At 38.9% G+C, this 25,819-nt stretch carries 26 protein-coding genes; 24 read left to right on the top strand and 2 right to left on the bottom strand.

Features of this window, described 5'->3' with window-relative positions; translation table 11 throughout:
* The first annotated feature begins 6 nt into the window (after positions 1-6).
* The 24 genes from hemB to RYM16_RS03485 all read left to right on the top strand — a co-directional run bounded on the left by hemB (position 7) and on the right by RYM16_RS03485 (position 24,084).
* Positions 7-981 (top strand): porphobilinogen synthase, encoded by a 975-nt coding sequence (hemB, locus tag RYM16_RS03370; protein ID WP_314982311.1) that lies wholly within the window; start codon positions 7-9, stop codon positions 979-981.
* Between the two features lie 9 nt (positions 982-990).
* Entirely contained in the window at positions 991-2,295 is a 1,305-nt protein-coding gene (hemL, locus tag RYM16_RS03375; RefSeq protein WP_314982313.1) for a glutamate-1-semialdehyde 2,1-aminomutase, read from the top strand.
* Between the two features lie 91 nt (positions 2,296-2,386).
* Positions 2,387-2,848: a helix-turn-helix domain-containing protein gene (locus RYM16_RS03380; RefSeq protein WP_005385599.1), complete on the top strand. Its 462-nt coding sequence runs from the start codon at positions 2,387-2,389 to the stop codon at positions 2,846-2,848.
* Between the two features lie 352 nt (positions 2,849-3,200).
* Positions 3,201-3,578 (top strand): hypothetical protein, encoded by a 378-nt coding sequence (locus tag RYM16_RS03385; RefSeq protein WP_314727249.1) that lies wholly within the window; start codon positions 3,201-3,203, stop codon positions 3,576-3,578.
* A 77-nt stretch (positions 3,579-3,655) separates the two neighbouring features.
* Positions 3,656-4,408 carry a hypothetical protein gene (locus tag RYM16_RS03390; RefSeq protein ID WP_314727248.1) on the top strand — a complete coding sequence of 251 codons (753 nt, stop codon included), beginning with the start codon at positions 3,656-3,658 and terminating at the stop codon, positions 4,406-4,408.
* A gap of 59 nt (positions 4,409-4,467) precedes the next feature.
* Positions 4,468-4,902, top strand: a complete 435-nt coding sequence (locus tag RYM16_RS03395) for a hypothetical protein (RefSeq protein WP_314727247.1) — start codon at positions 4,468-4,470, stop codon at positions 4,900-4,902.
* A 19-nt stretch (positions 4,903-4,921) separates the two neighbouring features.
* Complete coding sequence (locus tag RYM16_RS03400; RefSeq protein WP_314727246.1) at positions 4,922-5,803, top strand: hypothetical protein; 882 nt, start codon at positions 4,922-4,924, stop codon at positions 5,801-5,803.
* 24 nt (positions 5,804-5,827) lie between these two features.
* Entirely contained in the window at positions 5,828-6,316 is a 489-nt protein-coding gene (locus RYM16_RS03405) for a hypothetical protein (RefSeq protein ID WP_314727245.1), read from the top strand.
* A gap of 58 nt (positions 6,317-6,374) precedes the next feature.
* Positions 6,375-6,806, top strand: coding sequence for a hypothetical protein (locus RYM16_RS03410; protein WP_314982314.1), 432 nt, complete (start codon positions 6,375-6,377; stop codon positions 6,804-6,806).
* Positions 6,807-6,987: 181 nt separating this feature from the next.
* Positions 6,988-7,755, top strand: coding sequence for a YgjP-like metallopeptidase domain-containing protein (locus RYM16_RS03415; protein ID WP_314982316.1), 768 nt, complete (start codon positions 6,988-6,990; stop codon positions 7,753-7,755).
* Between the two features lie 12 nt (positions 7,756-7,767).
* Positions 7,768-11,175, top strand: coding sequence for a DNA polymerase III subunit alpha (locus RYM16_RS03420; RefSeq protein WP_314982317.1), 3,408 nt, complete (start codon positions 7,768-7,770; stop codon positions 11,173-11,175).
* A 146-nt stretch (positions 11,176-11,321) separates the two neighbouring features.
* Positions 11,322-13,070, top strand: coding sequence for a pyruvate kinase (gene pyk / locus RYM16_RS03425; RefSeq protein ID WP_314358369.1), 1,749 nt, complete (start codon positions 11,322-11,324; stop codon positions 13,068-13,070).
* Positions 13,071-13,091: 21 nt separating this feature from the next.
* Positions 13,092-13,835 carry a Bax inhibitor-1/YccA family protein gene (locus RYM16_RS03430; protein WP_105097361.1) on the top strand — a complete coding sequence of 248 codons (744 nt, stop codon included), beginning with the start codon at positions 13,092-13,094 and terminating at the stop codon, positions 13,833-13,835.
* Between the two features lie 12 nt (positions 13,836-13,847).
* On the top strand, positions 13,848-14,759 hold the full coding sequence (locus RYM16_RS03435) for a LysR family transcriptional regulator (RefSeq protein WP_314982319.1): 912 nt from the start codon (positions 13,848-13,850) through the stop codon (positions 14,757-14,759).
* A 394-nt stretch (positions 14,760-15,153) separates the two neighbouring features.
* Positions 15,154-16,557 carry a DASS family sodium-coupled anion symporter gene (locus RYM16_RS03440; protein ID WP_009351213.1) on the top strand — a complete coding sequence of 468 codons (1,404 nt, stop codon included), beginning with the start codon at positions 15,154-15,156 and terminating at the stop codon, positions 16,555-16,557.
* Between the two features lie 123 nt (positions 16,558-16,680).
* Positions 16,681-16,950 (top strand): citrate lyase acyl carrier protein, encoded by a 270-nt coding sequence (gene citD / locus RYM16_RS03445; protein WP_009351290.1) that lies wholly within the window; start codon positions 16,681-16,683, stop codon positions 16,948-16,950.
* A complete protein-coding gene (locus RYM16_RS03450) occupies positions 16,950-17,915 on the top strand; it encodes a CoA ester lyase (protein ID WP_105097358.1) in 966 nt (321 codons plus the stop codon). Before citD ends, RYM16_RS03450 begins: the two co-directional genes overlap by 1 nt.
* Entirely contained in the window at positions 17,905-19,452 is a 1,548-nt protein-coding gene (gene citF / locus RYM16_RS03455) for a citrate lyase subunit alpha (protein ID WP_314982321.1), read from the top strand. Before RYM16_RS03450 ends, citF begins: the two co-directional genes overlap by 11 nt.
* Positions 19,453-19,718: 266 nt before the next feature.
* Positions 19,719-20,219, top strand: coding sequence for a hypothetical protein (locus RYM16_RS03460; protein ID WP_060924526.1), 501 nt, complete (start codon positions 19,719-19,721; stop codon positions 20,217-20,219).
* A gap of 32 nt (positions 20,220-20,251) precedes the next feature.
* A complete protein-coding gene (locus RYM16_RS03465) occupies positions 20,252-20,788 on the top strand; it encodes a hypothetical protein (RefSeq protein WP_314982323.1) in 537 nt (178 codons plus the stop codon).
* Positions 20,789-20,881: 93 nt separating this feature from the next.
* Complete coding sequence (locus RYM16_RS03470) at positions 20,882-21,247, top strand: hypothetical protein (RefSeq protein ID WP_314982325.1); 366 nt, start codon at positions 20,882-20,884, stop codon at positions 21,245-21,247.
* A gap of 21 nt (positions 21,248-21,268) precedes the next feature.
* Entirely contained in the window at positions 21,269-22,144 is an 876-nt protein-coding gene (locus RYM16_RS03475) for a DUF4261 domain-containing protein (protein WP_314982326.1), read from the top strand.
* Positions 22,145-22,172: 28 nt separating this feature from the next.
* Positions 22,173-22,529: a cupin domain-containing protein gene (locus tag RYM16_RS03480; protein WP_314982328.1), complete on the top strand. Its 357-nt coding sequence runs from the start codon at positions 22,173-22,175 to the stop codon at positions 22,527-22,529.
* A 241-nt stretch (positions 22,530-22,770) separates the two neighbouring features.
* Complete coding sequence (locus RYM16_RS03485; protein ID WP_314727239.1) at positions 22,771-24,084, top strand: MFS transporter; 1,314 nt, start codon at positions 22,771-22,773, stop codon at positions 24,082-24,084.
* Positions 24,085-24,233: 149 nt separating this feature from the next.
* On the opposite strand, the gene RYM16_RS03490 is transcribed toward RYM16_RS03485, so the two are convergent.
* Together RYM16_RS03490 and RYM16_RS03495 are read right to left on the bottom strand one after the other, a co-directional pair.
* Positions 24,234-24,653: a hypothetical protein gene (locus RYM16_RS03490; protein ID WP_314982330.1), complete on the bottom strand. Its 420-nt coding sequence runs from the start codon at positions 24,651-24,653 to the stop codon at positions 24,234-24,236.
* A complete protein-coding gene (locus tag RYM16_RS03495; protein ID WP_009351004.1) occupies positions 24,653-25,576 on the bottom strand; it encodes a LysR family transcriptional regulator in 924 nt (307 codons plus the stop codon). The genes RYM16_RS03490 and RYM16_RS03495 overlap by 1 nt, the downstream gene beginning before the upstream one ends.
* Positions 25,577-25,819: the final 243 nt, after the last annotated feature.

Consider the following 25,819-nt stretch of genomic DNA (forward strand, 5'->3'; position numbering starts at 1 on the left):
GATTACATGTACGATTTAACATACCGTCCTCGCCGCTTGCGTATCAATCCAGAAATGCGTGATTTGGTACGGGAAACGACACTCGACGTAACTGATTTAATTTATCCATTATTTATCGTTCCTGGTGAAGGTATCAAAAAAGAAATCGATACGTTGCCAGACCAATACCACTTATCCGTTGATGAAGCTGTAAAAATGGCTCAAGAGGTATATGATCTTGGTATTCTTGGGGTAGAAATCTTTGGTATTCCTACATATAAGGACGAACAAGGTTCCTCTGCATGGGATATGTCCCAACCTGTACAACAAGCTATTAAAGCTATTCGCGCAGCAGTGCCAAATCTCTTGGTTATTTCTGACGTATGCTTGTGCCAATATACCTCTACAGGTCACTGTGGCATGATTGATGACCATGAAATCTTGAACGATGAAACATTACCATTACTTTGCAAAGTAGCGGTAAGCCAAGCGGAAGCAGGTGCCCATATGGTGGCTCCATCTGATATGATGGATGGCCGTGTAGGTGCTATCCGTGAAGCCCTTGATGCGGCTGGCTATACAAATGTATCCATCATGAGCTATGCAGCAAAATACGCATCTGCGTACTATGGTCCGTTCCGTGGTGCTGTAAACTCTTCTCCAAAATTTGGGGACCGCAAGTCCTATCAAATGGATCCAGCTAATCGCTTAGAAGCTTTCAGAGAAATCGAACTCGACATCGCTGAAGGTGCAGATATTATCATGATTAAACCGGCCTTGTCCTATTTGGACATCGTTCGTGAAACTCGTGACCGCTATGAATTACCTGTAGCGGTATACAATGTGTCTGGCGAATATGCGATGGTTAAATCTGCTGCTGCGGCTGGTCTCATCGACGAAGAACGCCTTGTTATGGAAACAATGCTTTCCATGAAGCGCGCTGGTGCTAAAATCATCATTACGTACCATGCCTTAGATATTGCTAAATGGTTACAACAATAAGGAGGAACTATGTTCCAACTCGGTAAATCTGAAAAGGCCTTTGAAGAGGCTAAACGTTATATGCCAGGTGGCGTAAACAGTCCTGTTCGTTCCTACCGCAGTGTAGGTTCTAACCCTCCGTTTATCAGCAGCGCTAGTGGCAGCCGTATTTATGATATCGATAATAACGAATACATCGACTATGTGTTGAGCTGGGGCCCTATGATTTTGGGCCATGCGAACCCTGAAGTTATCGCAAGCTTGCAAGAGGCGATTCCTCGCGGCACTAGTTATGGTGCGCCTACACTACTAGAAACAGAATTGGCTAAAAAGGTACAAGCATTCATGCCATCTATGGAGGTTATTCGCCTCGTTAACTCTGGTACAGAAGCAACTATGAGTGCCTTGCGCGTAGCTCGTGGCTATACTGGTCGCGATCGGATTGTGAAATTCGTTGGCTGTTACCATGGTCACAGCGATGCACTCTTGGTAAAAGCTGGCTCTGGCCTTGCTACCTTCGGCGTGCCAGATAGCCCTGGCGTTCCTCAAGGTGTAGCAGAAAATACAATTACTTTGCCGTACAATGACTCTGATGCGGTTCGCAAATTATTCGACGAGATCGGCGATACTATTGCGGCGATTATCGTAGAACCTGTAGCAGGCAACATGGGCTGTGTACCTCCAGAACCAGGCTTCCTTGAAACCTTGCGAGAAGTGACTAAGGCTTATGGCGCAGTGTTGATCTTTGACGAAGTTATGTGTGGTTTCCGCGCTAGCAGTGGGGGTGCACAAAAACGTTACAATATTAAACCTGACCTTACATGCCTTGGTAAAATCGTTGGTGGTGGCATGCCACTCGCTGTATTCGGTGGCTCTCGTGAGATTATGAACCAAATCGCACCAGCTGGTCCTATTTACCAAGCCGGTACATTAAGCGGTAACCCTATTGCCGTTACCTCTGGTCTTGCAACGCTTTCTATTTTGCAACGAGATCCAACTATCTTTAAACAAGTAGAAGATGCAACCATCGCCCTTTGTGAAGGCTTTGAACGTTTGGCAGCACAATACAATGTGCCTGTTGTAGTGCAACGGGTAGGCTCCATGTTCACCATCTTCTTCACTGATAAACCAGTTAAGAACTTTGATGATGCAGCAGCGTGCAACGAAGAACAATTTAAAATGTTCTTCCATCATAACTTGAGCCATGGTATTTACTATGCGCCAAGCCCTTATGAAAGTAACTTTGTATCTATCTGCCACAAGAGCAGTGAAATCGAACGCACATTAGCCGTTGCTGATGAAGCTTTCAAAAAAATTAGTGATACACTATTATAAAGATTAGTGATACTCTACTATAAAAATCAGTGATACATTATTATAAAATATATAGTTTGTAGTTGTTTATGTATCGATGTAGGTGATGAACATGCAGTTTTATAAGAACTTAAAGCGTGCTCGCGTGCGCATGGGCAAAAGCCAAATCGAAGTAGCAAAGGCCGTAGGTATCAGTAATGCGGCGCTTTCAAATTACGAAACAGGGTATCGCGAACCAGATTTAGATACACTCTGTGCCCTGTCTCGCTATTATGGATTGACCTTGGATGAGCTGCTAGATGTAAATGGAGAACAACACGAGCCCATCTATGATCTCAGTCCTGTACTCAAAAATAAATACATTGCTTATAAAGGTGAAGTATTCGAGTTGAAAGACTCACAAAAACGTGCGCTCTTGCGCGAGCTAGATAATCTATTTACTAAATTTGAGAAATCAAAGGTAGAAGATAAAAGTAGTAAGCCAAAAACGTACAAACATGGGAACCCACATATCAATCGAGCGGGCCTAGCTAGTAGTGCTGGTAGCTTAGCGGCACGACGAAATATAAAGTAGTGCTATGCTACTTTGTAGATTGAGTAGGTCATGTTTGTTAGAACAACTTAATTAACTTAATAAAAAGCACCATCTATCTTAATAGGAAACGACACATAAGTCGGACCTAGGTAGATGGTGCTTTTGTATTATTATAGTATAAATGCCTGTACTAACACTTTGGTATTATTTGTTAAGGCTAACTATAAAAATAAATAAAAGATAACAATATTAAAATATCCGTTGGTGATATAAGTAGGTTTAATATATAATTGAAGTATAGAAGTAGTCTAAATATTTATAAAATATGATATTTAATGTTGTTAAAAGATATTAGCGTTTTATATAGAGATATTAGTTTATGGGAGTCTTTATGAACAGCGGACTAGTTTTAGTATTTATTTTATTTTTTATATATTCGATATATATTATTCGCAATAATATGATTAGTATTGCAGGTATAAAGATTAAGCGTAGCCCTATGCTTTTAGCAGCACAATTATCTCAGATGCTTATAATCGTATTACTGTTTAGTTTTAGTGGAACATTTATCCATAGTACATCGATTTTTATGTTTATGCTCGCTGGATTGTTTTTAGGTGAAATGTTTATATTAAAAGGAGATTTAAATAGATATTTTATGCAAGTAGAAGGAAAGCATTATGGACTAGGTATTCTTGGTATCCGACATATTATTGTATTTATCTGTCAGAGTATTATGTTGGTGCTGTTTGGACTGTATTATTGGTAAACATATTAAGTTTCTTATCATAAATATATTATTAATAGATAGATATAGATGTGAGGCTATATCTTAGGTAGTTTGATATGAAAAAAATCTGGTGTTTAATACTGCTTGTTATAGCAATTATTAGTACCGCTATTTATCAGAATTATTATCATGATGGCTCGCCAAATAATATAGTGATCATGGATGAGTCCCATGAATTGGTGGATACGTCAATTAATGAATCAATTTCTAAACGTATTTTAGCCGTATATCTTGATGAGCCTTACTATTATTATTTAGGCTATGATGGGATTGGTCGATACGATATTAAAAATCATGTGTTAGATGTCCTAGAATTTGAAATCTCTGGTGATGAATCAAGGGCAGATAAAATTACTTATCCACGATCAAAGATGATTGTTAATAAGAAAACTAAGCTAGAAGATTTTTCGAATGAGGATTTAGATAACTTCGAAAAAATGCTAATGAACCCAGACCGTGGTGCTAAATACTATAATAAACGGTGGTATCATTCAGGCTATGAAGCAACATTACTTGATTTAGATAAGCATTTAATAATTACTAACGATACAAGAGGAATAAAAGATTCTCCTAAGAAAATCCTAATATTTAATGTGAGTGGTTTTATTATCATCGATAAAGAAACAAATAATATACAAGTATACTTTGATGAAAGTATTGCTGGTAAAAAGGTTAGAGATTCTTTAGTTACTATGATGAAATATACTTACGGAGATCATCTAACCATTCTAAATAATATTGATGAAATCAGTGAATCAGAACGAACTATTTTATTACGATTAAGAGATAACTATGTTAGTAAAAAATAGAAATGTATTATATTCATAATGTTATGTAGCATTTCTGTGTACTTTAACAAGTAGATTTGATGGAGTTATTAGCTTTGAAAAAGATATTCTATTACTTTAATAAGCTTCCTATATCTTTGAAGATAATTTTGGGATTTGTACTTATATGTACGATTATTATTTCTTTGATGACAGTAGCAGCTATTATTAATAGACCAAAACAAATTCAACAACTACAAGTATATGAGCAAAAGTTAGCAGCTATATCGATGCATAAAGTAAGTGAAGAACATTATGCTACAGGTAGAAACTGGCAGATATATGTTTTTAAAAATACCTATGAACATGTTACTCTGGAATCAGTGAAGAATATACTTTCAGAAGAAAAGATAAACTGGCGTGAAGTAAATAAGAGTCACCTTATAGGATATGATTTAGATGATAATATTTGGGTTGATATTACTCATGATATAAACACAAAGGCTATCATCGTTAAATTAGAAAAAGATAGATGAAATAAGGAAATAGACCTTTATGAAGATAGGAAAAAAATTAAAGAAACGGCTTGAACAAGGTGTACTTATTTTTCTAATAATAGAAGGTATAGTTTTTTTTAGTTGGCTTTTTTTTACTACATATTTTATACACCCATTCATTAAGTATTCGGGACCGATAGTGGGTATGAATGGCATTATATATTACAAAGAACCGACTAATATAATTGCAGCGGATGTTCTTGGTTTCGATGAAGTACGAGGGAAAATATATTATATAACTACAAATGGTATTGGTGTATATAATGAATTAAGTAACGATCATGTATTTATATTACATAAAGAGCCACCTAATGAAATCAGAATAGATGACATTACTAATGTATATCCAGAATTTAGTCGTTTCTCTGATTCGGAACAGGAAGTTTGGAAAAGTAAATTTTATGCTGACTTTAGGGAAAGAATTCCTATAGAGGAAGGCAATATAATTAGATTTCCATTCTTTTTCTCTAGTGAAACACGGGGGATTTATAATTTAGCTACAGGATCTAAATTATCGAAAATTGATACGTATAAAATTTCTAATAATATATTTTATAATGTTGATTTTGGTAGTATTACAAAGATAGATTTAGAAACAGGTACTGTATGGAAGTACTATTCTAATAACTTATTAAGTTATAATTTTCTTAATGAGACGATTTCTAGTAAATCTAAAGAGTATAGCGTTAATGAACTAATAAAAGAACGAAATCAGGATAAACAGTTAAAAGATAATATTATCGTCTTAGATCATTACAGTCAATTTAGTAAAGATAATAAGGATGTTATAGAAGAATTGTTTGTTAAGTTAGTTACTGCACGAGAGAGTATGAGATTAAAACCAGAACATAAAATGGGCTTAGAAAACTATTTGGAATGAATGAAAGTAGAGGTTGATTAGCCGATGTGGAAAAAACGATTATTAATACTTAGCCTATTAGGAAATATTTTTTCTCTGTTTTTAATTGGAATCTATTTTCTATTGAATTCCTGGTTTTTTCATGCTGAATTAGGCAGTGTGGTCGGTATAAAGCCTGATTATTTAGTTCAGTTAAATAATGAAGGTGTTTTGTATGATTATAGACAAATGATTAGAATAGCATCTGATATAAAGTCATATAAAGTGATAGACTCATTAGAATCAGATAATTATCATATATACAAATCAATTAATAACCATCAAATTTTCATTGGTCAAGTGGATCATATGCAACAAAAATATATTATTTATGATGGATATTTAGATCACTATATATTTGTAAATCTTAAATTTAATATGGATGAAAAACAATATGATGATTTTATTGGAAGAATAAAGGTAATAGATGGTTATGAGAATGTACCTATAAGATATCGTCGTTTAATTGAAAGTGATAACTGGGAATATCTTTAATTCTCTAGCTACTCTGTCGATAGATCTAGTATATAGGCAATATAAAGGACTTTGAGGGATGAAATTTAAAACAATTTATTCTGTTGTTTGGTACACATTTATAGGATGTTTTTTCGTATGGCTAATTTGTGGATTAGGCTATAGGTTTTTGTTTAATGATAAAGTTGAGCAATCTAGAGTAGAACTGACACAAGCTTTAAATACAGCTTTTCCGCGAGAACACTATATAATTGATGGAGAGCCTTATGATTTTAATAGAAGAAATCTTTTATCTATAGGTCGATCAATTAATATAAAGCAAGATTCACAACATATGGATATAAAATACATAAAACCCTTAAGTGGAAACTGGGAGCTTGTTGAGCAAAATAAAAATTGGTTTGTATATGAAAATCAATTATATAGAGTTTACGTAACAAAGAATCCAAAAAATGATGGATATAATGTAGTTTTAGCACGTAATAATTGGTTAGAAATATTGCATTTATAATTAATTGCTTTCGTTCTAATATGTTCTTTTGTGGTTGAATATAGAATAATAATAATTAAATTATTTATAACAACTAGTGAAAACTGTTGTACTAAGGAGCTGTTTTATACGGCTCCTTTTTATTATTTTATCTATATCGAATAATTCCTATTAAAATTACCAGAATTTTACGATTTTATGAGTGTTTTATGATAAAATAAAAGGTATGAATACTTCAACAACTAGGTCTATTACCTATAATGGCGACACAATTGAATATGAGTTAACCATCAAGCGTGTGAAGAACATGAACATGCGTATTACAAAGGATGGTGTGATCCATGTGTCGGCGAATGCCTATGTGCCGGATTATAGAGTGGACAAGTTTGTCATCGAGAATATGCCCTTCATTGAGCGGGCCCGTTACAAGATTGATGCATTGAATGCCAAGCGCGTTGAGGCGTTGCAGTATGTGAATGGTGAAAGCTTATCCATCCTCAGTATTCCTGTTACGTTGCGTCTAGTTGAGCAGGATGGAAAGCCTCACATTGGCTTTGATGGTAAAGCCATCCTTACTATGGTGGTACCTCGAGGTACGACCTTTGAAGCGAAGCATAAATTAATGCAAAGTTATTGGCGTAATTTAGGGGAGAAGGTCTTTGTCCATTGGGCAAAGGTCGTGTATCAACGCTTTCACAAGCAAGGTATTGATGTACCTATGCCAACCATAAAACAGCAGCGAATGAAGAGTCGTTGGGGCTCTTGTACGCCATCTAAGCAGCTCATCAAGATGAACACCCGCTTATTAGAGGGGCCACAGGCGTATATTGAGTACGTTATGGTTCATGAGTTTGCTCACTTTAAATATTTAGACCATTCCAAGAACTTTCACAATTTAGTGGCACAGTTTTTGCCAGATTGGAAGGCTCGCAAGAAGTCATTGAACGTGTATTTTGCACATCGCCCTTAAAGGAGGTGTACCATGCAGCCATTTGTACATTTACATAGTCATACAGAGTTTAGTTTGCTGGACGGCATCAGTCGTTTGCCTGACATGGTACGTCGTGCGAAGGAGTTAAATCAGCCAGCCCTTGCCATTACAGACCACGGCAATATGTACGCAGCCATTTATTTTTATAAAGAGTGTATAGCCCAAGGCGTTAAGCCTATCATCGGTTGTGAAGTATATGTAACGGAAAACAGCCGATTTGATCGCCCTGAAGGTCGTAGCCGTGAAAGACTAAAACATCTTATTCTTTTGGCTGAGACCATGGAAGGGTATCGTAATCTCGTTAAAATCGTGTCGAAAGCATCTACGGAAGGCATGTTGTATCGTCCCCGTGCAGACCGTGATTTATTGCGCCAATACAGCAAGGGTATAATTGCCCTCAGTGCCTGTATTCAAGGGGAAGTGCCCCAGTATATTTTGCAAGATAATATGGACGCTGCTAGACGCTCTATTGAGTGGTATATCGAGACCTACGGCAAGGACAATTTCTTCTTAGAAATCCAAAATCATGGCTTGCCAGAGGAGGCTAAGGCCCAAGAGGAGCTCATTAAGCTCAGCAAGGAATACGGTCTTGGCATTGTAGCGTCCAATGACTTCCACTATGTCTTAAAAGAGGATGCGGACGCACAAGATATTAAGGTATGTATTTCTACAGGCCGTCGTCGTGCTGAGGTAGATCGTTTAAAATTCCCAAATGATGAGTTCTATCTAAAATCTGGGGATGAGATGGCGCAGCTATTCTCACATATTCCAGGGGCCATGGAAAACACCTTAAAAATTGCAGAGCGCTGTAATGTAGAGTTTAATTTTGACGAACATCACTTGCCACACTTTGATGTGCCAGAAGGGGAAACGTCTAAGACCTATTTACGTAAGGTTTGTGAACGAGAAATTCCACGACTCTATGGTGAAACCTCTGAAGAGTTACAAAAACGTCTCGACTACGAGTTAGATGTTATTGGCACCATGGGCTTTGAGGACTACTTCCTCATCGTATGGGACTATGTACGCTATGCCCGTGAACATGATATTTTAGTAGGTCCTGGTCGTGGTTCTGCAGCCGGTTCTGTAGTAGCTTATCTACTTGGCATTACAGGCCTTGATCCATTAAAATACGATTTACTCTTTGAACGTTTCTTGAATCCAGAGCGGGTAAGCATGCCCGATATCGATATTGACTTCTGCTATGAAAAGCGTGGCCAAGCTATCGAATATGTAACGCGCAAATACGGACAGGAGCGTGTATCTCAGATTATTACCTTTGGTACTGAGGCAGCGCGCGCCGTAATTCGTGACGTAGGTCGCGTGCTAGACTTACCACTGGCGGAAGTGAACCGCATTGCGAAGATGATTCCCAACGAACTTGGGATTACCTTAGATAAGGCGTTGCAAGGCAAAGAGTTAAAAGCATTATACGAAGCTGATCCAAATGTTAAAGAGTTATTTGATTTTGGTAAAAAGCTAGAAGGAATCGCGCGCAATTCGTCCACTCATGCGGCGGGCGTCGTAATTTCTGCGGACCCTCTAGATGACCATGTACCGGTACAAAATGCCAACGATGAAGGCTTTGTAACGCAGTACGATAAGGATAATATCGAGGAATTAGGCCTCTTAAAGATGGACTTCTTGGGTCTCCGTACTTTGACGGTTATGGGGGATGCTTTAAAGCTCATCAAGGCTAACCGAGGTATTGACCTCGATTTAGATGCAATCCCACTCGACGACAAGGCAGCTTGTGATATCCTCACAAAGGGCGATACCTCTGGTGTATTCCAGCTCGAATCGGAAGGTATTACAAAGCTCGTTATGGACCTTAAGCCTGAACATTTCGAGGACTTAATTCCATTGGTAGCCTTATACCGTCCAGGTCCATTGGGCTCTGGCATGGTGGCGGACTTTATCGACCGTCGTCATGGTAAAAAAGAGGTTACCTATTTACATCCTATCTTGGAACCTATTTTGAAAGATACCTTTGGTGTAATCTTGTACCAAGAACAGGTTATGCAGATTGCATCCGCCATGGGCGGCTTCTCCCTTGGTCAAGCGGACTTGATGCGCCGCGCCATGGGTAAGAAAAAGGAATCTGTGCTAAAGGCGCAGCGCGAGTCCTTTATTCAAGGTTCCATAAATAATGGTATAGAAGAGTCCATTGCGAACGAAGTATTTGACTTGCTCGTATACTTCGCGGGATATGGCTTTAATAAATCACATAGTGCGGCCTATGCGTACATTGCGTACCAAACAGCGTACTTGAAGGCTCACTATTTCCCTGAATTCATGGCTGCTACCATGACTAGCTTCATGCAGAACATGCAAAAATTGACGTACTATATCAATGCCTGCAAGAAGCACAACGTTAAGGTACTAGGCCCAGATATTAACTATTCCGAACGCAGCTTTGCCGTACAAGGTGATGCCATTCGTTTCGGCCTTGGGGGCATCAAGAACGTAGGGGACAATGCCATCGATCGCTTGATTACTGAGCGTAATGAGCACGGTCTTTACACGGATATTGTGGACTTCTGCAAACGTGTTGATAATAAGGTTGTCAATAAACGACTTCTTGAAAGTCTCATTCGCTGCGGTGCCATGGATGGTTTCAAAGAAAACCGAAACCAATTGTTGCATATGTATGAAAGCGCTCAAGCCGTTGGTGCTAAAGAGCAAAAGGATGCCGCTATGGGCACCATGAGCCTCTTTGGCGATATAGAGGAGTCTGTAGATTTCATCCCTGTACCTAATGTGGAGGATTTATCGGAAGATGATAAATTGAAGGATGAAAAGGAATATACTGGCTTTTACATTACAGGCCATCCATTGCAAGGCTATGCGAAGGAGCTAGAGGGCCTATTTGAACTGGGTGCTCTCGTAGAAAATCCAGAGCAATATGACGGTCAAACCATTACCTTTGGAGGCTTGATTGAAAATAAGACGGACCGCATGACAAGGCGAAATGAAGTTATGTCCATTCTTCGCATCGAAGATTATTCTGGTGCGGCTAACGTAGTGGCATTCCCTAAGGTCTTTAGTCAAAGTCAACAGTTCCTAGCTGTGGATATGATTGTTAAGGTAAAAGGCCGCGTTGATGCGGATGAAAAGGGTGTGCAAATTATTGCAGACCGCATTATGTCGTTAAAGGTAAACTATAGTCAGGCGAAACATGTGGCCATTCATATTTATAGCCAATATGACACGCCAGAAAATAGTGAAGCCTTAAAACGAGTGTTAGTGAATACATCTGGATCCGTGCCGACGTCGTTATACTTACACCGTCAACGGAAACGCATTAATTTGCCACCGAATATGTGCTTTGACCCTAGTGATGAATCTATTAAGGCTATTGAAGCTATATTAGGTGATGGCTCCGTAGAGGTGCAATAATATATGCATAAGTAGATATTAAGGCACGAATAAATATATTTACTACTTAATAACTTATGTTGCGTGAAGCACAGATAGCTTTCACCAGCACTACTATAATAAGAAATGAAAGATTCAATATAGAAATTGCTTTCACAGGAGGAAAGATGAAACGTACAAAAATCGTATGTACTGTAGGTCCGGGAACGGATAAATTTGGTATCTTGGAAGATATGATGCGAGCAGGCATGAACGTGGCTCGTTTCAATTTCTCTCATGGATCTCACGAAGAGCAAGCAGAACGCATGCAAATGGTGCGCGATGCGGCGATGATTGTCAATAAACCAATCGCGCTATTGCTCGATACGAAAGGTCCTGAGGTTCGTCTTGGCCTATTTAAAGAGGGCAAAGTATTCCTTGAAGAAGGTCAAAAGTTTACATTGACTACCGATGATGTGGAAGGCACAAAAGAGCTTAGCTCCGTGAACCACAAAGGTCTTGTAGGCGACGTGTCCGTTGGGGATAAAATCCTCTTGGCTGATGGGCTTGTAACGCTTAACATCGATGCCATCGAAGGAAATAACATCATTACTACTGTTCAAAACAGTGGTGAAATCGGTAACCGTAAGCGGGTGGCTGTGCCAGGTGTAGCGCTTAGCTTGCCTCCTGTATCTGAACAGGACGAAGCAGATTTACGCTTTGGCTGTCAACAAGGTGTAGACTTTGTGGCCGCATCCTTCATGCAACGCGGTAAAGATGTGGTGGCTATCCGCCGCATCCTTGAGTCTGAGAAAAAAGATATCAAGATTATCGCAAAAATTGAAAATGCTGAAGGCGTTAAAAACATCGATGAAATTTTGGAAGTAGCAGACGGCCTCATGGTGGCTCGCGGTGACCTTGGTGTAGAAATCCCTGCCGAAGAGGTACCAGTACTTCAAAAAATGATGATTGAAAAATGTAATGACTTGGGTAAACCAGTTATTACGGCAACCCAAATGCTAGAGTCTATGATTCAAAATCCACGTCCTACACGGGCGGAAGCAAGTGACGTAGCCAATGCCATCTTAGACGGTACGGATGCAATTATGTTGTCTGGTGAAACCGCAAATGGCGCTTACCCAGTAGAAGCGGTTACGACTATGACACGCATTGCTGAGGTAACAGAACAAGCTGCTATTTACGATAGCAAAAGCCGTGCTCGTCAAGATGAAGATATGACGACTACCAGTGCTGTATGTTTAGCAAGCGTGCGCATCGCTCAAAATCTTGGGGCTGCTGCTATCTTGACATGTACTGAATCTGGTCATACTGCAATTAGCACTGCTCGGCATCGTCCGGCGTGCAAAATTATTGCCGTAACACCGCATGAAGAAACAATTCGCCGCATGCAATTATGCTGGGGCGTAGAGGCTATTAAAGGTCATGAAATTGTTAACTCTGATGAAATGGTTAAACAAGCGATTACAGGTGCTCTTGGCACAGGTGCCATTGAGTCTGGTGACTTAGTGGTGGTAACGGCTGGCGTACCATCTGGCGCTACAGGTACTACAAATATGATTCGCGTTCATATTGCAGGCCAAGTACTCTTATCAGGTAATGGTATTTTGCGTAAATCCGTTACAGGCACTGTATTCATTGCAGCTAATCATAAGGGTAATTATGAAAGCTTCAAAGACGGCGACATCCTTGTGGTGGGTACAATGGAGCCTGAATTAATGGCTATTGCTAAACGTGCAGGTGGCATTATCGCTGTTGAAGACGGTTATACCTCTGACAGTGCTATTGCTGGCATTACCTATGGTATTCCTGTAATTTTAGGTGCTAAAAATGCTCATGACGTACTTCTTGAAGGTCAAGAGGTAACTATCGATGGCGAACGAGGCAAGGTGTTTGCAGGCATTGCCAATGCTCGATAGTTAGGGAGAAGGAGAGATATTATGAATCCATATAATGTAACAGGACCTAGCAACTCTCAAGTTGCTCAGGTTGAAAGTATTGTATCCCAACGTTTGAAGGGATCCTTCTTGTGGATGGTTGTAGGTTTGCTTACAACTATCGGTGTTGGCTTTGCTGCGTTAGCAAATCCAAACTGGTTGCGCTTTGCGTACCAAAACTTCTATATCATCTTATTAGTAGAGATTGGCGTTATTGTCCTATTTAGTGCTCGAGCATACACGGCTAACGTAATGACTTTGCGCGGTATGTTCTTCCTCTACAGTGCGTTGAATGGTCTTACATTGACCTTGATATCTCTCCGATATAATGTGTTTGATGTAGTCATTCCAGCCTTAGTAGGTACGTTGGCATTCTTCATTGGCTTTGCTATAGTAGGGGCTACTACGAAACGTAACTTATCTTCACTCACACCATATGTAATGGCTGCCTTAATTGGCATGATCATCGTATCTTTTGTGATGATAGGGGCTCGTTACTTTAACGTGGCTGTACTTAGTGCTTTCAGTGATACAGTGAGCCTCGTGCTTGGCTATGTAGGCGTTGTTGTATTCTCTATTTTTACAGCTATTGACGTTAACCGCATTAAAAACAATGTAACTGAAGTAGCTTTGATGGAGGATGAAAGCATCTTAGACCGCATCGAAATTACAGGTGCGTTAAATCTATACTTAGATTTCATTAACTTATTCTTATCCTTATTGCGCATCTTTGGTAATAAGCGATAACAAGGAGATAGTATGGACGATAGAGAATGGCAAACCTTTGTGACCGTTGTGGATGAAGGTAATATTACAAGGGCTGCAGAAAAATTATTTTTATCGCAACCGGCTTTAAGCTATCGGTTGCGTCATATGGAAAAAGCCTTGGGCCATTCTCTGTTGTTGCGGACTGCTGAAGGGATTGCCCTCACGGCACAAGGCGAAATTTTCTATGATTACTGTAAAAGAATGATGCAAGATCAAGAGGCATTGGAGAATGCTATGAACTCTGCGTCTGGTAAGATTCAAGGGACCTTGAAAATAGCGTCATCTATTAACTTTGCTGACTATGAGCTACCTGCCTTATTGAAAGCCTTTCGCGAACAATACCCAGATGTTTATATTCAAGTAAAGACTGCTTTCAGCCATCAAGTAGTAAAAATGTTCAATACAGGCGATTGTATGGTTGCCTTTGCTCGTGGTGGCTATGATGTATCTGGAAAATCTGAATTGTTACTGGCTGAGCCGTATTGTTTGGTTTATAAAGAATTAGTACCACCTGAGTCGTTAGAGAAGGTGCCATTCATTAAATACCAAACAGATGTGTCTGTAGCTAACATCATCGAAACATGGTGCGCTGAACATTTTGAAGAGCCACCGAGTGTTGCGATGGATGTAAACTCCATGAGTACCTGTCGTCACTTTGTTCGTGCAGGCCTTGGCTGGTCAATTTTGACCTATATGGGCCTTGGATCTTGCAAGGATAAAGATATTTATGTAAGTCCGTTGCGCAATAAAGACGGTGAATGCATCACACGTGATACGAATATGGTGTACACAAAGGATGCGGAAAATTTAGTAGTAGTAAAGACATTTATCGAGTATGTTCGCAATTATTACAAAGAACATACTGTAGTAGATAATAGTATTTTTAGAGAATATAAAGCATAAGAATCCTTGCATTAGAGCATATCTATGAGCTTTTATAACTGTTTATCCATGCTATTTCAGTATTGGACTTTTTCGATATAATAGCTCATAATAAAGATGTCTCGAAAGAGCAAAGCAGTACCATGTAAGTGCATGTATACCCCCTTTGAGGGCGTATACATGCATTTTTTTCATTTGGAGCTGCAAAACTATGCTCAAAATGCATAAAAAGTATGATTGATAGATATAAAAGTTTTTATAACCCCTATAAAGGTAATCTATTATTCATAATTCTTTTAAACATTTATAATGAGTGTAGACTTAATCGATGTAACAGACGTCGCGAGCTGTTACGTTGTTAAAGACTAGATGATTTTATGTATGCCTAAGTTATTCAAGAAAGGGAAAGACACACATGAAAGACAAATTATGGCGGATTGGCATTATGGCTGCCATCGTCGCATTTATGTGGTTCGGGGGCACACCAGAAGGCCTAAAACCACAAGTATGGAAATTATTCGGTATTTATTTAGCTACTATCGTGGGCTTGGTATTAAAACCATTCCCAGTTCCTATTACAGTATTATTAGGTGTTGCTACATCTTCTATTTTATTAAGCAATACAAAAGACGTATTGACTGGTTACAGCAATACAGCATTATGGTTGATCTTCGCAGCCTTCGGTTTATCCGTTGCATTTGGTAAAACTGGCCTAGGTCACCGCATTGCGTACTACTTAGTTCGCGCTTTTGGTAGTACTACACTTCGTCTTGGTTATGTTACGGCATTCCTTGATATGATCTTATCTCCTGCCACACCATCCAACACAGCTCGTGCGGCTGGTATTGTATATCCAATTAACTTGTCTATCGCTGAAGCGGTTGGTTCTTATCCTGGCGAATCTGCAAAAAAAGCAGGCGCTTACCTCTTACAGAATGGTTACTTTGCTACAAAGGTAACATCCTTCTTCTTTGCAACTGCGATGGCGCCAAACTATTTAGCTCTTGACTTTATTACTAAATTGACAGGCGTATCTTTGAACTGGGCTCAATGGGCATTAGCAATGTTCGTACCAGGCTTTATCATGTTAATGCTTGTTCCAATTATAGGCTACATGTATGAACGCCCTACAGTAAAAGAAATCGACAACAAGAAAATTGCCGCTGATGGCTTAGCTGAATTGGGACCTATGAAAGCGTCTGAAAAAGGTCTTATCGCTATAGCGCTTCTTGCGATCACAGGTTGGATTCTTCCAACATTTGATATCAAAATTGACGCTACCGCAGTTGCTATAGTAGCGATGATTGCTACATTCGTATGTGGTATTATTACTTGGGATGACTTGCTCAAAACTAAAGCTGCTTGGAACACATTGATTTGGTTCGGTGGCATCTTGGGCTTATCCTCCGCATTGTCTAAAGGTAAATTCTTCGAATGGTTGGCTAAATATTTAGAAGCTCACATGAACTTCGGTTTAGATCCATTCATGATGCTTATCCTTATCTCTGTTATTTCCGTTGCTGTTCGTTACTTCTTCGCATCTGGTACTGCATACATCTCCGCGATGCTTCCAGTATTCTTAATCGTTGGTATGAACGCAGGCATCGATCCTACATTACTTGCATTCATCCTGATTGGTACAAACTCCTATGGTGGCTCCGTAACTCACTACGGTGCTGCTCCTGGTCCAATCATCTTCTCCGCTGGTTACAACAATGTAAAAGACTGGTGGACAGTTGGTTTAGTGATTGCAGTAGTATGTTTAGTATTGAACTACGTAATTGGTATTCCTTGGTGGAAAATCACAGGTTTCATGTAATATGAAACTTTCACTATGGAGTGTTAGAATTTAATTGTTAGTATTCAATGTCTGTACTAGGCTCTCGCGACGAGCCTGTACAGACTTGAACTTTATAAATGTTTCACAAGGAAAGGATGCAACATGGCACAATTAGTAAAAGCTGCGCAAGCAGGCTTCGACGAAAAAAATGATGCATTAGTAACGGTTGAACCGATTGCTAGCGGTATCGAAATCGAATTAACATCCAAAGTTATCCGCCAATACGGCGACCAAATTAAATCCGTTGTTTTGAACACAGTAAAAGAAGCTGGTTTTGACGGCGTGAAAGTAATCGTACAAGATAAAAATGCTTGGGATTACACAATTAAAGCTCGCGTATTAGGTGCATTGGAAAGGGGGAGCAAAGCATAATGGCTAACGATAAAACATTCCCAGAAGTTAAAACAAATCCATTAACAGAGGCTGCTAAAAAACGCTTGTCTCGTTCCATGATGTTCGTGCCTGGTAATACACCTAAAATGATTAACAGTGCTGACATTCACGGTGCTGACTCCATCATGATCGACATCGAAGATTCCGTTGCTGTAACAGAAAAAGATACTGCTCGTCTTTTAACGGCAGAAGCTTTGAAATCCCGTAAGTTCCGCGGTGAAACAGTGGTTCGTATCAACCATCCTACACAAACTCCTTATGGTTATGATGATCTTGATGTAATCGTTCCTGCTAAACCTGATTTGATTCGTTTACCTAAAACTGAGGACGTTTCCGAAGTTGAAATCGTAGCGAAGAAAATTGAAGAAGTAGAAAAAGCTAACGGTTGGGAAGAAGGTACCATCAACATTATCGTAGCTATCGAATCCGTTCGTGGCTTGTACAATGTTCGTGAAATCTGCCATGGCCCTCGCGTAGTTGCTATCGCTCTTGGCGCTGAAGACTATCGTGCTGACCTTCGCACTGGTAAAAGCAAACCAGCTGTTGAATTGTTGTTCGCTCGTCAAACAATCCTTCATGCCGCACGCGAAGCAGGTATCCGCGTAATCGATACTGTATTCTCCGACGTGAAAGATCCTCAAGGTTTCCGCGAAGAAGTTGAATTCATTAAAGCTTTGGGTTACGATGGCAAATCTTGCATCCACCCAAGCCAAATTAAAATTATCCACGAAGTATTCACTCCTGACGAAAAAGAAATCGCTCATTCCGTTAAGGTATTGAACAGCTATGCAGATGCATTGCGCAACAATAAAGGCGTAATCGCTGTAGATGGCAAAATGATCGATGGTCCTATCGTAGTTCGTGCACAACGCGTAGTTGATAAAGCACGTGCAGCAGGTATTAAAGTTGAATTAGAGGAAGGAGCAGAATACGATGTTAAATAAAGTAGGTCGCGATATCCCAACAAATATCCCAGCACTAGAAGGTCGCGAAGTATACCAAGGTGAATTCGCAATCGAACCAAATGCTCATCGCGCAGGTAAAACTGTACACATGAGTCGTGTGGGTACTAATAAAGTTCTTGCTTCTATCGACGAAGCAATCGAAAAAGCTGGCGTAAAAGATGGTATGACATTGTCTTTCCACCATCACTTGCGCAATGGCGACTATGTAATGAAAATGGTTATGGAACGCGTTCAAGCGAAAGGTATTAAAGACATTACAATTGCGTCTTCCTCCTTATCCCCATGCCATGAGTTCTTAGTAGAAATGATTCAAGATGGTACTGTAACAGCTATCGAAACATCTGGCTTGCGCGATCGTCTTGGTAAATTCTTAACACAAAACCCAGGCGTATTGAAACGCCCTGTAATCATTCGTTCCCATGGTGGCCGTGCTCGTGCTATCGAATGTGGCGAAGTTCATATCGACGTGGCTTTCATGGGCGCTCCTACAGCTGACCCACGTGGTAATGCTACTGGTCGTACAGGAAAATCCGCATGTGGCGCACTTGGCTATGCTAAAGTTGACTCCCACTATGCAGATACAACTGTTATCATCACTGATAACTTAGTTGACTATGTACACAACTATGCAATTCCTCAAACTGACGTAGATTATGTTGTTGAGGTTGAAAGCATTGGTGATCCAGAAGGTATCGCTTCTGGTGCGGTAGGTTTCACTAAAAACCCTATCCAAATCAAAATTGCTGAATTAGCTGGTGAATTCCTTGACCAAGCTGGTATCATTAAAGACGGTTTCGTATTCCAATTGGGCGCTGGTGGTGCTCCATTGACTGTGGCGAAATTCATCGGTGAAAAACTTCGCAAACGCGGTGAAGTAGCTGGCTTTGCTATCGGTGGTGCTACTGGTATCTTGACTGGTATGCTTGAAGAAGGCTTGATTCGTGCAATTTACGATACTCAAACATTCGATACAACTGCAGCAGCTTCTTTAGATAAAAACCCTGCACACATCGAAATGTCCGCTTCCATGTATGCTAACCCATGGACTGACTGCACTACAAACTACCTAGACGTAGTATTCCTTGGTGCTACTGAAATCGACCTTGATTTCAACGTAAACGTAATGACTGACTCTAACGGTGTATTGATGGGCGCTTCTGGCGGTCACTCCGATACAGCAGCAGGTGCTAAATGTACAGTTATTACTTGTCCATTGATCCGTGGTCGTTTGCCAATGATCCGTGACAAAGTTGCAACTGTAATTACACCAGGCTCCTCCGTTGATGTACTTGTTACTGAATACGGTATTGCAATCAACCCAGCTCGTACTGATTTGATTGAACGCTTCAAAGATAGCAACTTGCCTATCTACACAATTGAAGAATTACAACAATTAGCATTCGACTTGGTAGGTAAACCACAAGATATCCCTGTATCCGACAAAGACGAAGACATCGTGGCAATCGTAGAATACCGCGATGGTTCTATCCTTGACGTGGTTCGTAAACCTCTATAATTGAGTAGGGGTTGGAGTCCGGTAGAGTCCGTTTGGGTTTCGCTGTCAACTCACCATCCCATGCTAGTAAGTTAATACAAAGACCCGCTCCATGAGTCTGAGGACCATGGAGCGGGTCTTTGTATTTTTATGAATTGTAGGGCCATAGGGAGGGGATAATGTGAGATTTTTACATATTAAATATGATGCTATGGGTGAAAATTTGGGCATTCATAAAGTTATAATATCTATATAAAAGAATGTGATTATATATTAGGGGGATATCTATGTATCAATATAGGGCTAATGTAGAATTTGATATAGATGGATTAAAGGACTTTTATATAGATGACTTAATGGAGCAAGAATTAAATATTTACTTAATGGTTGAATGTTGGATTCGAGATTATATCGATATTAATGATATGTATATTAGAATGGTTGAAGATGGACATGAAATACTAGAATGGGAATCTTTTCTTCCGAGTGAATTATCATATCGTAGTTTATTTGTGGCTAGCAATTATAAACTTGGATATAAAAATCAGTGTATTGATTATTTATATGCAAGATTTAAACAAGTTGTAAAGGGTGAACTCATAAGCAATTCTTTAATAGATAGATTAGAAATTGAACGAGTATATCTATTACAAAACTCTATGCAAATTCTATTAAATTGTAATTATAACATTGATTTTGAGAAGTTTGTAAAACGATGGATGGCGATTTGTAGTACTGAATATCATCCTGTATACTATAAATTAGAAGGTAATGTATTTATTGTGTGAAGTTTGTATTATTTAATTAGGAGGTTAACACAATGGGGAAGGTATGGAGATTACAAACAAGAACAGATAGTAAAGATGGCAAAAAAATATCTACTTATTGTAGAGAACAATCTATTGCTGCTGTTGGGTGGAGTATTAATGATAATCAAATCAAAAAGTACAATGCAGAAGCTTTTGATAAAATTCAATCTATCAGAGCAAGTATTAAATCCGAAGATATTTATTATAAGGTCCTTGAAGAATATAATTTATTCAATATTAAAGCTGGCAAGAAGATAGTTGCCGTAGAGACTTTAAAACGAGTGAAGCCGGGAGATTATATTTGGATGCGTGATAATGGTATATATTACTTAGGTTATGTTGGAAATAATTTAAGGTATGTATATAATCCTAGTATTGACGCACTAGAACATGATGCAGCAAATCAAATAGAAGATGTCGAGTGGAAACCAATTGGTGATGAGAGTCAAGTTCCAGGTGTTATTGCCACTGCATTTATTCGAGGTAGAACTCTTCAACGTGTAAAAAAAGCTTATATGTATGAGTATGCTTCTTTTATTTATAATTGAAAACCTGTAGGGGTAAATGTTGAGTCCAATGAATCTTTAAAACAATTATTTTATAATTGCCTATCTCCATCAGATTGTGAGGATTTGGTTTGCTTGTATTTATATGATAAGGCGAATTATATTGCAATTCCATCTACTAATAAGATAGCTACTGAGTTATATGAATGTGTATTAGTTAACCCACTTAATGGTAAATTGGCATATCCTCAAGTAAAAAAGGGGGATGAAAAATTAAATACTAATAAATATATTGATCTAATTAAGGATAATCCGAATAAAGAGGTATATTTATTTTCATCTGAGGACCAGGTTGTAGTGGATACTCATATAGATAATATCCATATTATTTCTTCCGATCAACTTTATAGTTGGGTGAAAGAAAAAATAGAGGAAAATAGCTTTTTAATCCCTGAGGGTATTGTAAAATGGTATAAATTAATACATTCATCAGAGAAATAGTTAAAAATTAGGAGAGAGCATATGAGCCAAGTATTTAAACAAGATCTAACAGATAACTCTGTTCGTCCTGGCGGTTTGTTTTTCGTTGAGTTATTAATGCCTAAGCAGTGTGATATGCCTAGTCGCGATACAATGGTAGAGGTATTTACAAAGCATTTAGGCCCTGTTGATTGCTTTAGTTATGGAGCTGAATCTGCTGGTTTCGCACCTCAAAATTATAAGGTTCATTATGAAGATAATGATGCCGATATTCCACCGACCTTAATGGTGACGAATTGTGAGAAAATCGATAAACCTGTACTAGATGATTTTGAACGTAGTCAGGTGTGGGATTGTCCAAATGTAGATGGGTTATTAGATGAATGCCAATATAGAGTATTTGCTACCGATATGTTAGCTTCAGGGTTAGAGCCTAACGAACGAGCTGATATGCTCGTAAAATATGTAGATGCGCTGTTGGAGTTATATCCATCTTGCAAGGCCGTTATCTTTGGTCCATCTCGTAAGTTTTTAAGTCGTGAAACCATTGAAAATCATCCAGATAAAGAGGTAACTCGTTTTATTTATTATGCCGTAAATGTGCGTTACTTTAGCATTCAAGGTACCAATGATATGATGGTAGATTCTGTGGGTATGAGTACATTATTTTTACCTGATTTACAGTATCACTTTCACGGTGTAGATCCTAATCATGTAGTATTTCATGCTTATAATGTGTTGAATTATATTTTCGAACACGGTAATATAATAGGTGATGGGGAAACCATTGCGGGGTTACAAAATGGCGAGATGAATCAGGATATTCAGTGGAAGGTTCAATACGAGGATTCTTTAATCCAGCCCGTTCGAGAGGTTCTAGATATTAATATGGGTGAATACGCATCTGGAACTCGGTAGTTGTTAATCAATGAAAGGTGTGAGCATTATGAGTGATCAACGTGTTTTTGATATGGAACTTGTGAAAGTTGAAAGTTTGGAGAACGCTGTTAGGACGCCATTTTATCAAACTGATTCCACAGGTGGTTCAGTATGGGTTATTAAACCTGGTCAAATCTTACCAAAACATTATCATCATAACTCTGATGATATATGGGTTATATTGCAAGGCAAGGGGGTATTTTATCCAACGCCTAATACAGAGGTGCCTTTTACAAAGGGGCAAGTTATAGTATCTAAAAAGGGTGAATGTCATGGTGCAAAAAATACTGGAACGGAAGATATTGTCTTTGTGAGTATCGTTGCTCCAGTGCCTGCTGATTATGATCCTGTTAAGACTAATTAATATGAAAGCACTTTATAGTATTTTCTTCTCTTGTGATAGAGATATATTCATACTATAAAGTGCTTTTTTATTTTATACAGTCATTTCTAGCGAATATACCTTTTCTATTTTATATGTCATTATTTTGGTTTTACTATTCCTATTTGTTATTTCTATACTCTATAAAATTCCATTGACAGAGGACGTTTGTTCTTTTAAGATGGTAAAGTATGTAATATTTTAATAAGTAGAAAGGAATTATATGAACTCATCTACACTAGAGCCTCAAAGTGGGGATATCAATTTCAGAGATTTTACGAAACGTCGTATGCTTCACGTAGTCTTACCATTGTTTATTGTTTCTATTATTGCCTTCCTGGATCGCGTTAACATTGCTTATGCAGGCTTGACTATGAAGGAGAATTTACCATGGTTGACGCCAGAGGTCTTTGGCATGGGCGCCGGTATATTCTTTATTGGCTATGTTCTTTTTGAAGTGCCTGCGTCTTTGATTGCTGCACGTTGCAATGCTATGCTTTGGATTGCACGCATTATGTTTAGTTGGGGCATAGTGTGTGTCCTAATGACGACCATGACTACTGTATGGGAGTTTTACTTATATCGATTCCTACTAGGTTTATGTGAAGCGTCATTGTATCCCGTAGTATATTCCTTGTTGATTCCTAATTGGTTCTTACCGAAGGAGCGAGCAAAGGCCATTTCCTTAATGCTTACGTCTTTGTTATTCTCTAATATTATTGGTGGTCCGTTAGCTGGCGTATTACTTGATACAACGTTCTTTGGCTTACATGGATGGCGCACACTCTTCATCGTAGAGGCATTACCTGCTGTAATCTTTGCTTTCATTTTTGCATTCTGGATGAAAGAAAAACCAGAACAAGCTTCTTGGGTAAGTGATGCAGAGAAAGCTTACATGAAAGAAGAATTAGCTAAAGAGGAAGCTAAAAAACAAGAGGTTAAGAAATATACAACTTGGCAAGCCTTAAGAGATCCTAAAGTATTACTTTTATCTTTAATTTACTTCTTATGGATTATTGGCTTCTGGGGCTTTAGTTTCTGGATGCCTCAAGTGCTTAAAAGTTTATCTGGCTGGCCCCCAAGTGTGGTAGCTTGGTCTATTGCTATCCCAATGACGGCTGCATTACTTGTTCAAGTATACTGTGGTCACTCCTCTGAGAAGCGCAATGAAAAACGTTGGCATATTGCTACAACCTTATTTATTGGTACCTTTGGTTTTATTGCTACACCACATAGTCCATCTCCAGAAATTAGCTTGTTATTCATCTGTTTAACTGCTGTTGGTGTTTACGGTGGTATGGGTGTATGGTGGACTATGCCGACCACGTTCTTATCTGGTGCAGCTGCAGCAGGTGCAATGGGACTTATTAATTCTTCCGGTAACGTAGGGGGCTGGGTAGGTCCTTATATGCTTGGTTTTATCAATGGTCATACTGGTAGCTTTACAATAGGCTATTACGTAATGGGCGCATGTATGTTCCTTGCAGGTCTATTGATTTTAACACTTCCAAAATCTATGGAACATAAGGATGACTAAGTAGCCCTGAATCAAATTTCAAAATTAAAAGAGCTATATCTCTAATGCATTCACATGGTAGCGAATGTATGAGGTATAGCTCTTTTATTATAAAAAGCCAGAGACAGTATTTTTACTCGTTTGAGTCCAAGTACTGTGTCTGGCATATTTTATTTTGTTACATCAGGCACTTTCCCAGGGTTCATATCGAGGTTTAAATCTGTCGATTTGAATTGGTGTGGATTGGCCTCTGGCGGTTGTACTTTGAGTTCTGGGTGTAACCATTGTAGTTGTTTTAGCTCCCAGTCGTACTTAGCACCATCATTTTGGAGTTGGCGAATATTTTTAAAGACTTCGTCTAATTGATCGCTATGTTTATTAGCCATCCCTTCTAGGATGTATAGGCGACCTGCTACGCTATTGATGGTGGAGCCATCATGGTCTTCATCGACGCGCCATTGTAATTCTGAAATTTGTATTTGCTGGAAGATTATAACAATAACCAGCACAATAATCACGCCCCACATAGGAGCTTCTTTAGCTTTCAAAAGGGCCCGCAATTTAGCTGCGAGCCCAGATGTTCTATTCATTATTGACGATCCTCGAGTTGTAATCCAGGTAATGGTAATTTGGAATTTACAAAGTCTAACCACAAGCGAGAAGCGTGAGAGAGGTAATGACCTTTTTTCCAAATAACATAGAGGGTATGAATGATTTCAGGCACTAGTGGTCTTACGACAACCTTGGAACCAACCTCAGTGTTTTCACCTACCTCAGGGCAGAGGCGAGATGGTAACAATGCGATGGCAAGGTCTGCACTAACCGTTTGTAACATAAGATCACGTTGACTTGTTTCAAACACGATATGCGGTTGGAAACCGGTGTGCTTACAAGCTTTGATGATTTCGTCATGTAAGTTGAAGTCGTCTTTGTGCAATACAAAGGATTCATCAGCTAACATTTCTAAACGAATTTCTTTTTCCTTCGCTAGAGGGCTGGATTTTGGAATGATAACGGAAAGTGGGTCACTAGTAAGGTAGAAGGACTCAAATTCTTTAGGGTTTGGTTTAGTACAGATGATACCAATATCAATTAAACCTTCTTGAACGCTGATTTCAACCTTTTTAGAACCTTGTTCATATAGCTCTAATTCAATTTGCGGATATACTTTTTTGAACTCCCCTAATAATTGGGCAAAGATTGGTGCATCTGTAATTGGTGGAATACCAATTCGGATGGAACCTTGCTCCAAACGAAATTCATTTTCAAAATCAGTTTTTAGATGTTCAAACATAAACACAACGCGTTTAGCGTGGGTTAAGAAGATGGTACCCCCATCAGTAAGTTCTACAGATTTAGCATTACGCATGAAGAGAACAACACCAAGTTCGTCTTCTAAAGCTTTGATAGTACGGCTGATAGCAGATTGGGAGATGTGTAAATTCCTCGCAGCCTTACTGAAGCTTTTTTGATCAGCTACTTCAACGAAGTATTTCAAATGATGAAAATCCATAATTAACCCCCTAAAAATAAAACTTGGTTATAGGAAGTGACCTGGCTAAATGAGAATAGTTATTACTAGAATGCAACTAGCTATTACTTTATGTAAAGCATGAATAGCAATATTGGCAAAGCGACAGTCACTGTATGTGTTGCGTTGATAGGGCCCAGCACGTTATAATTAGTTTATAGGGCTATATCAAGTTATGATATTAGGAATTATGGTTGTGCCCATTACAAAAAAGTATGTTCACAC

This window comes from uncultured Veillonella sp. (assembly GCF_963524655.1).
GTDB lineage: Bacteria > Bacillota > Negativicutes > Veillonellales > Veillonellaceae > Veillonella.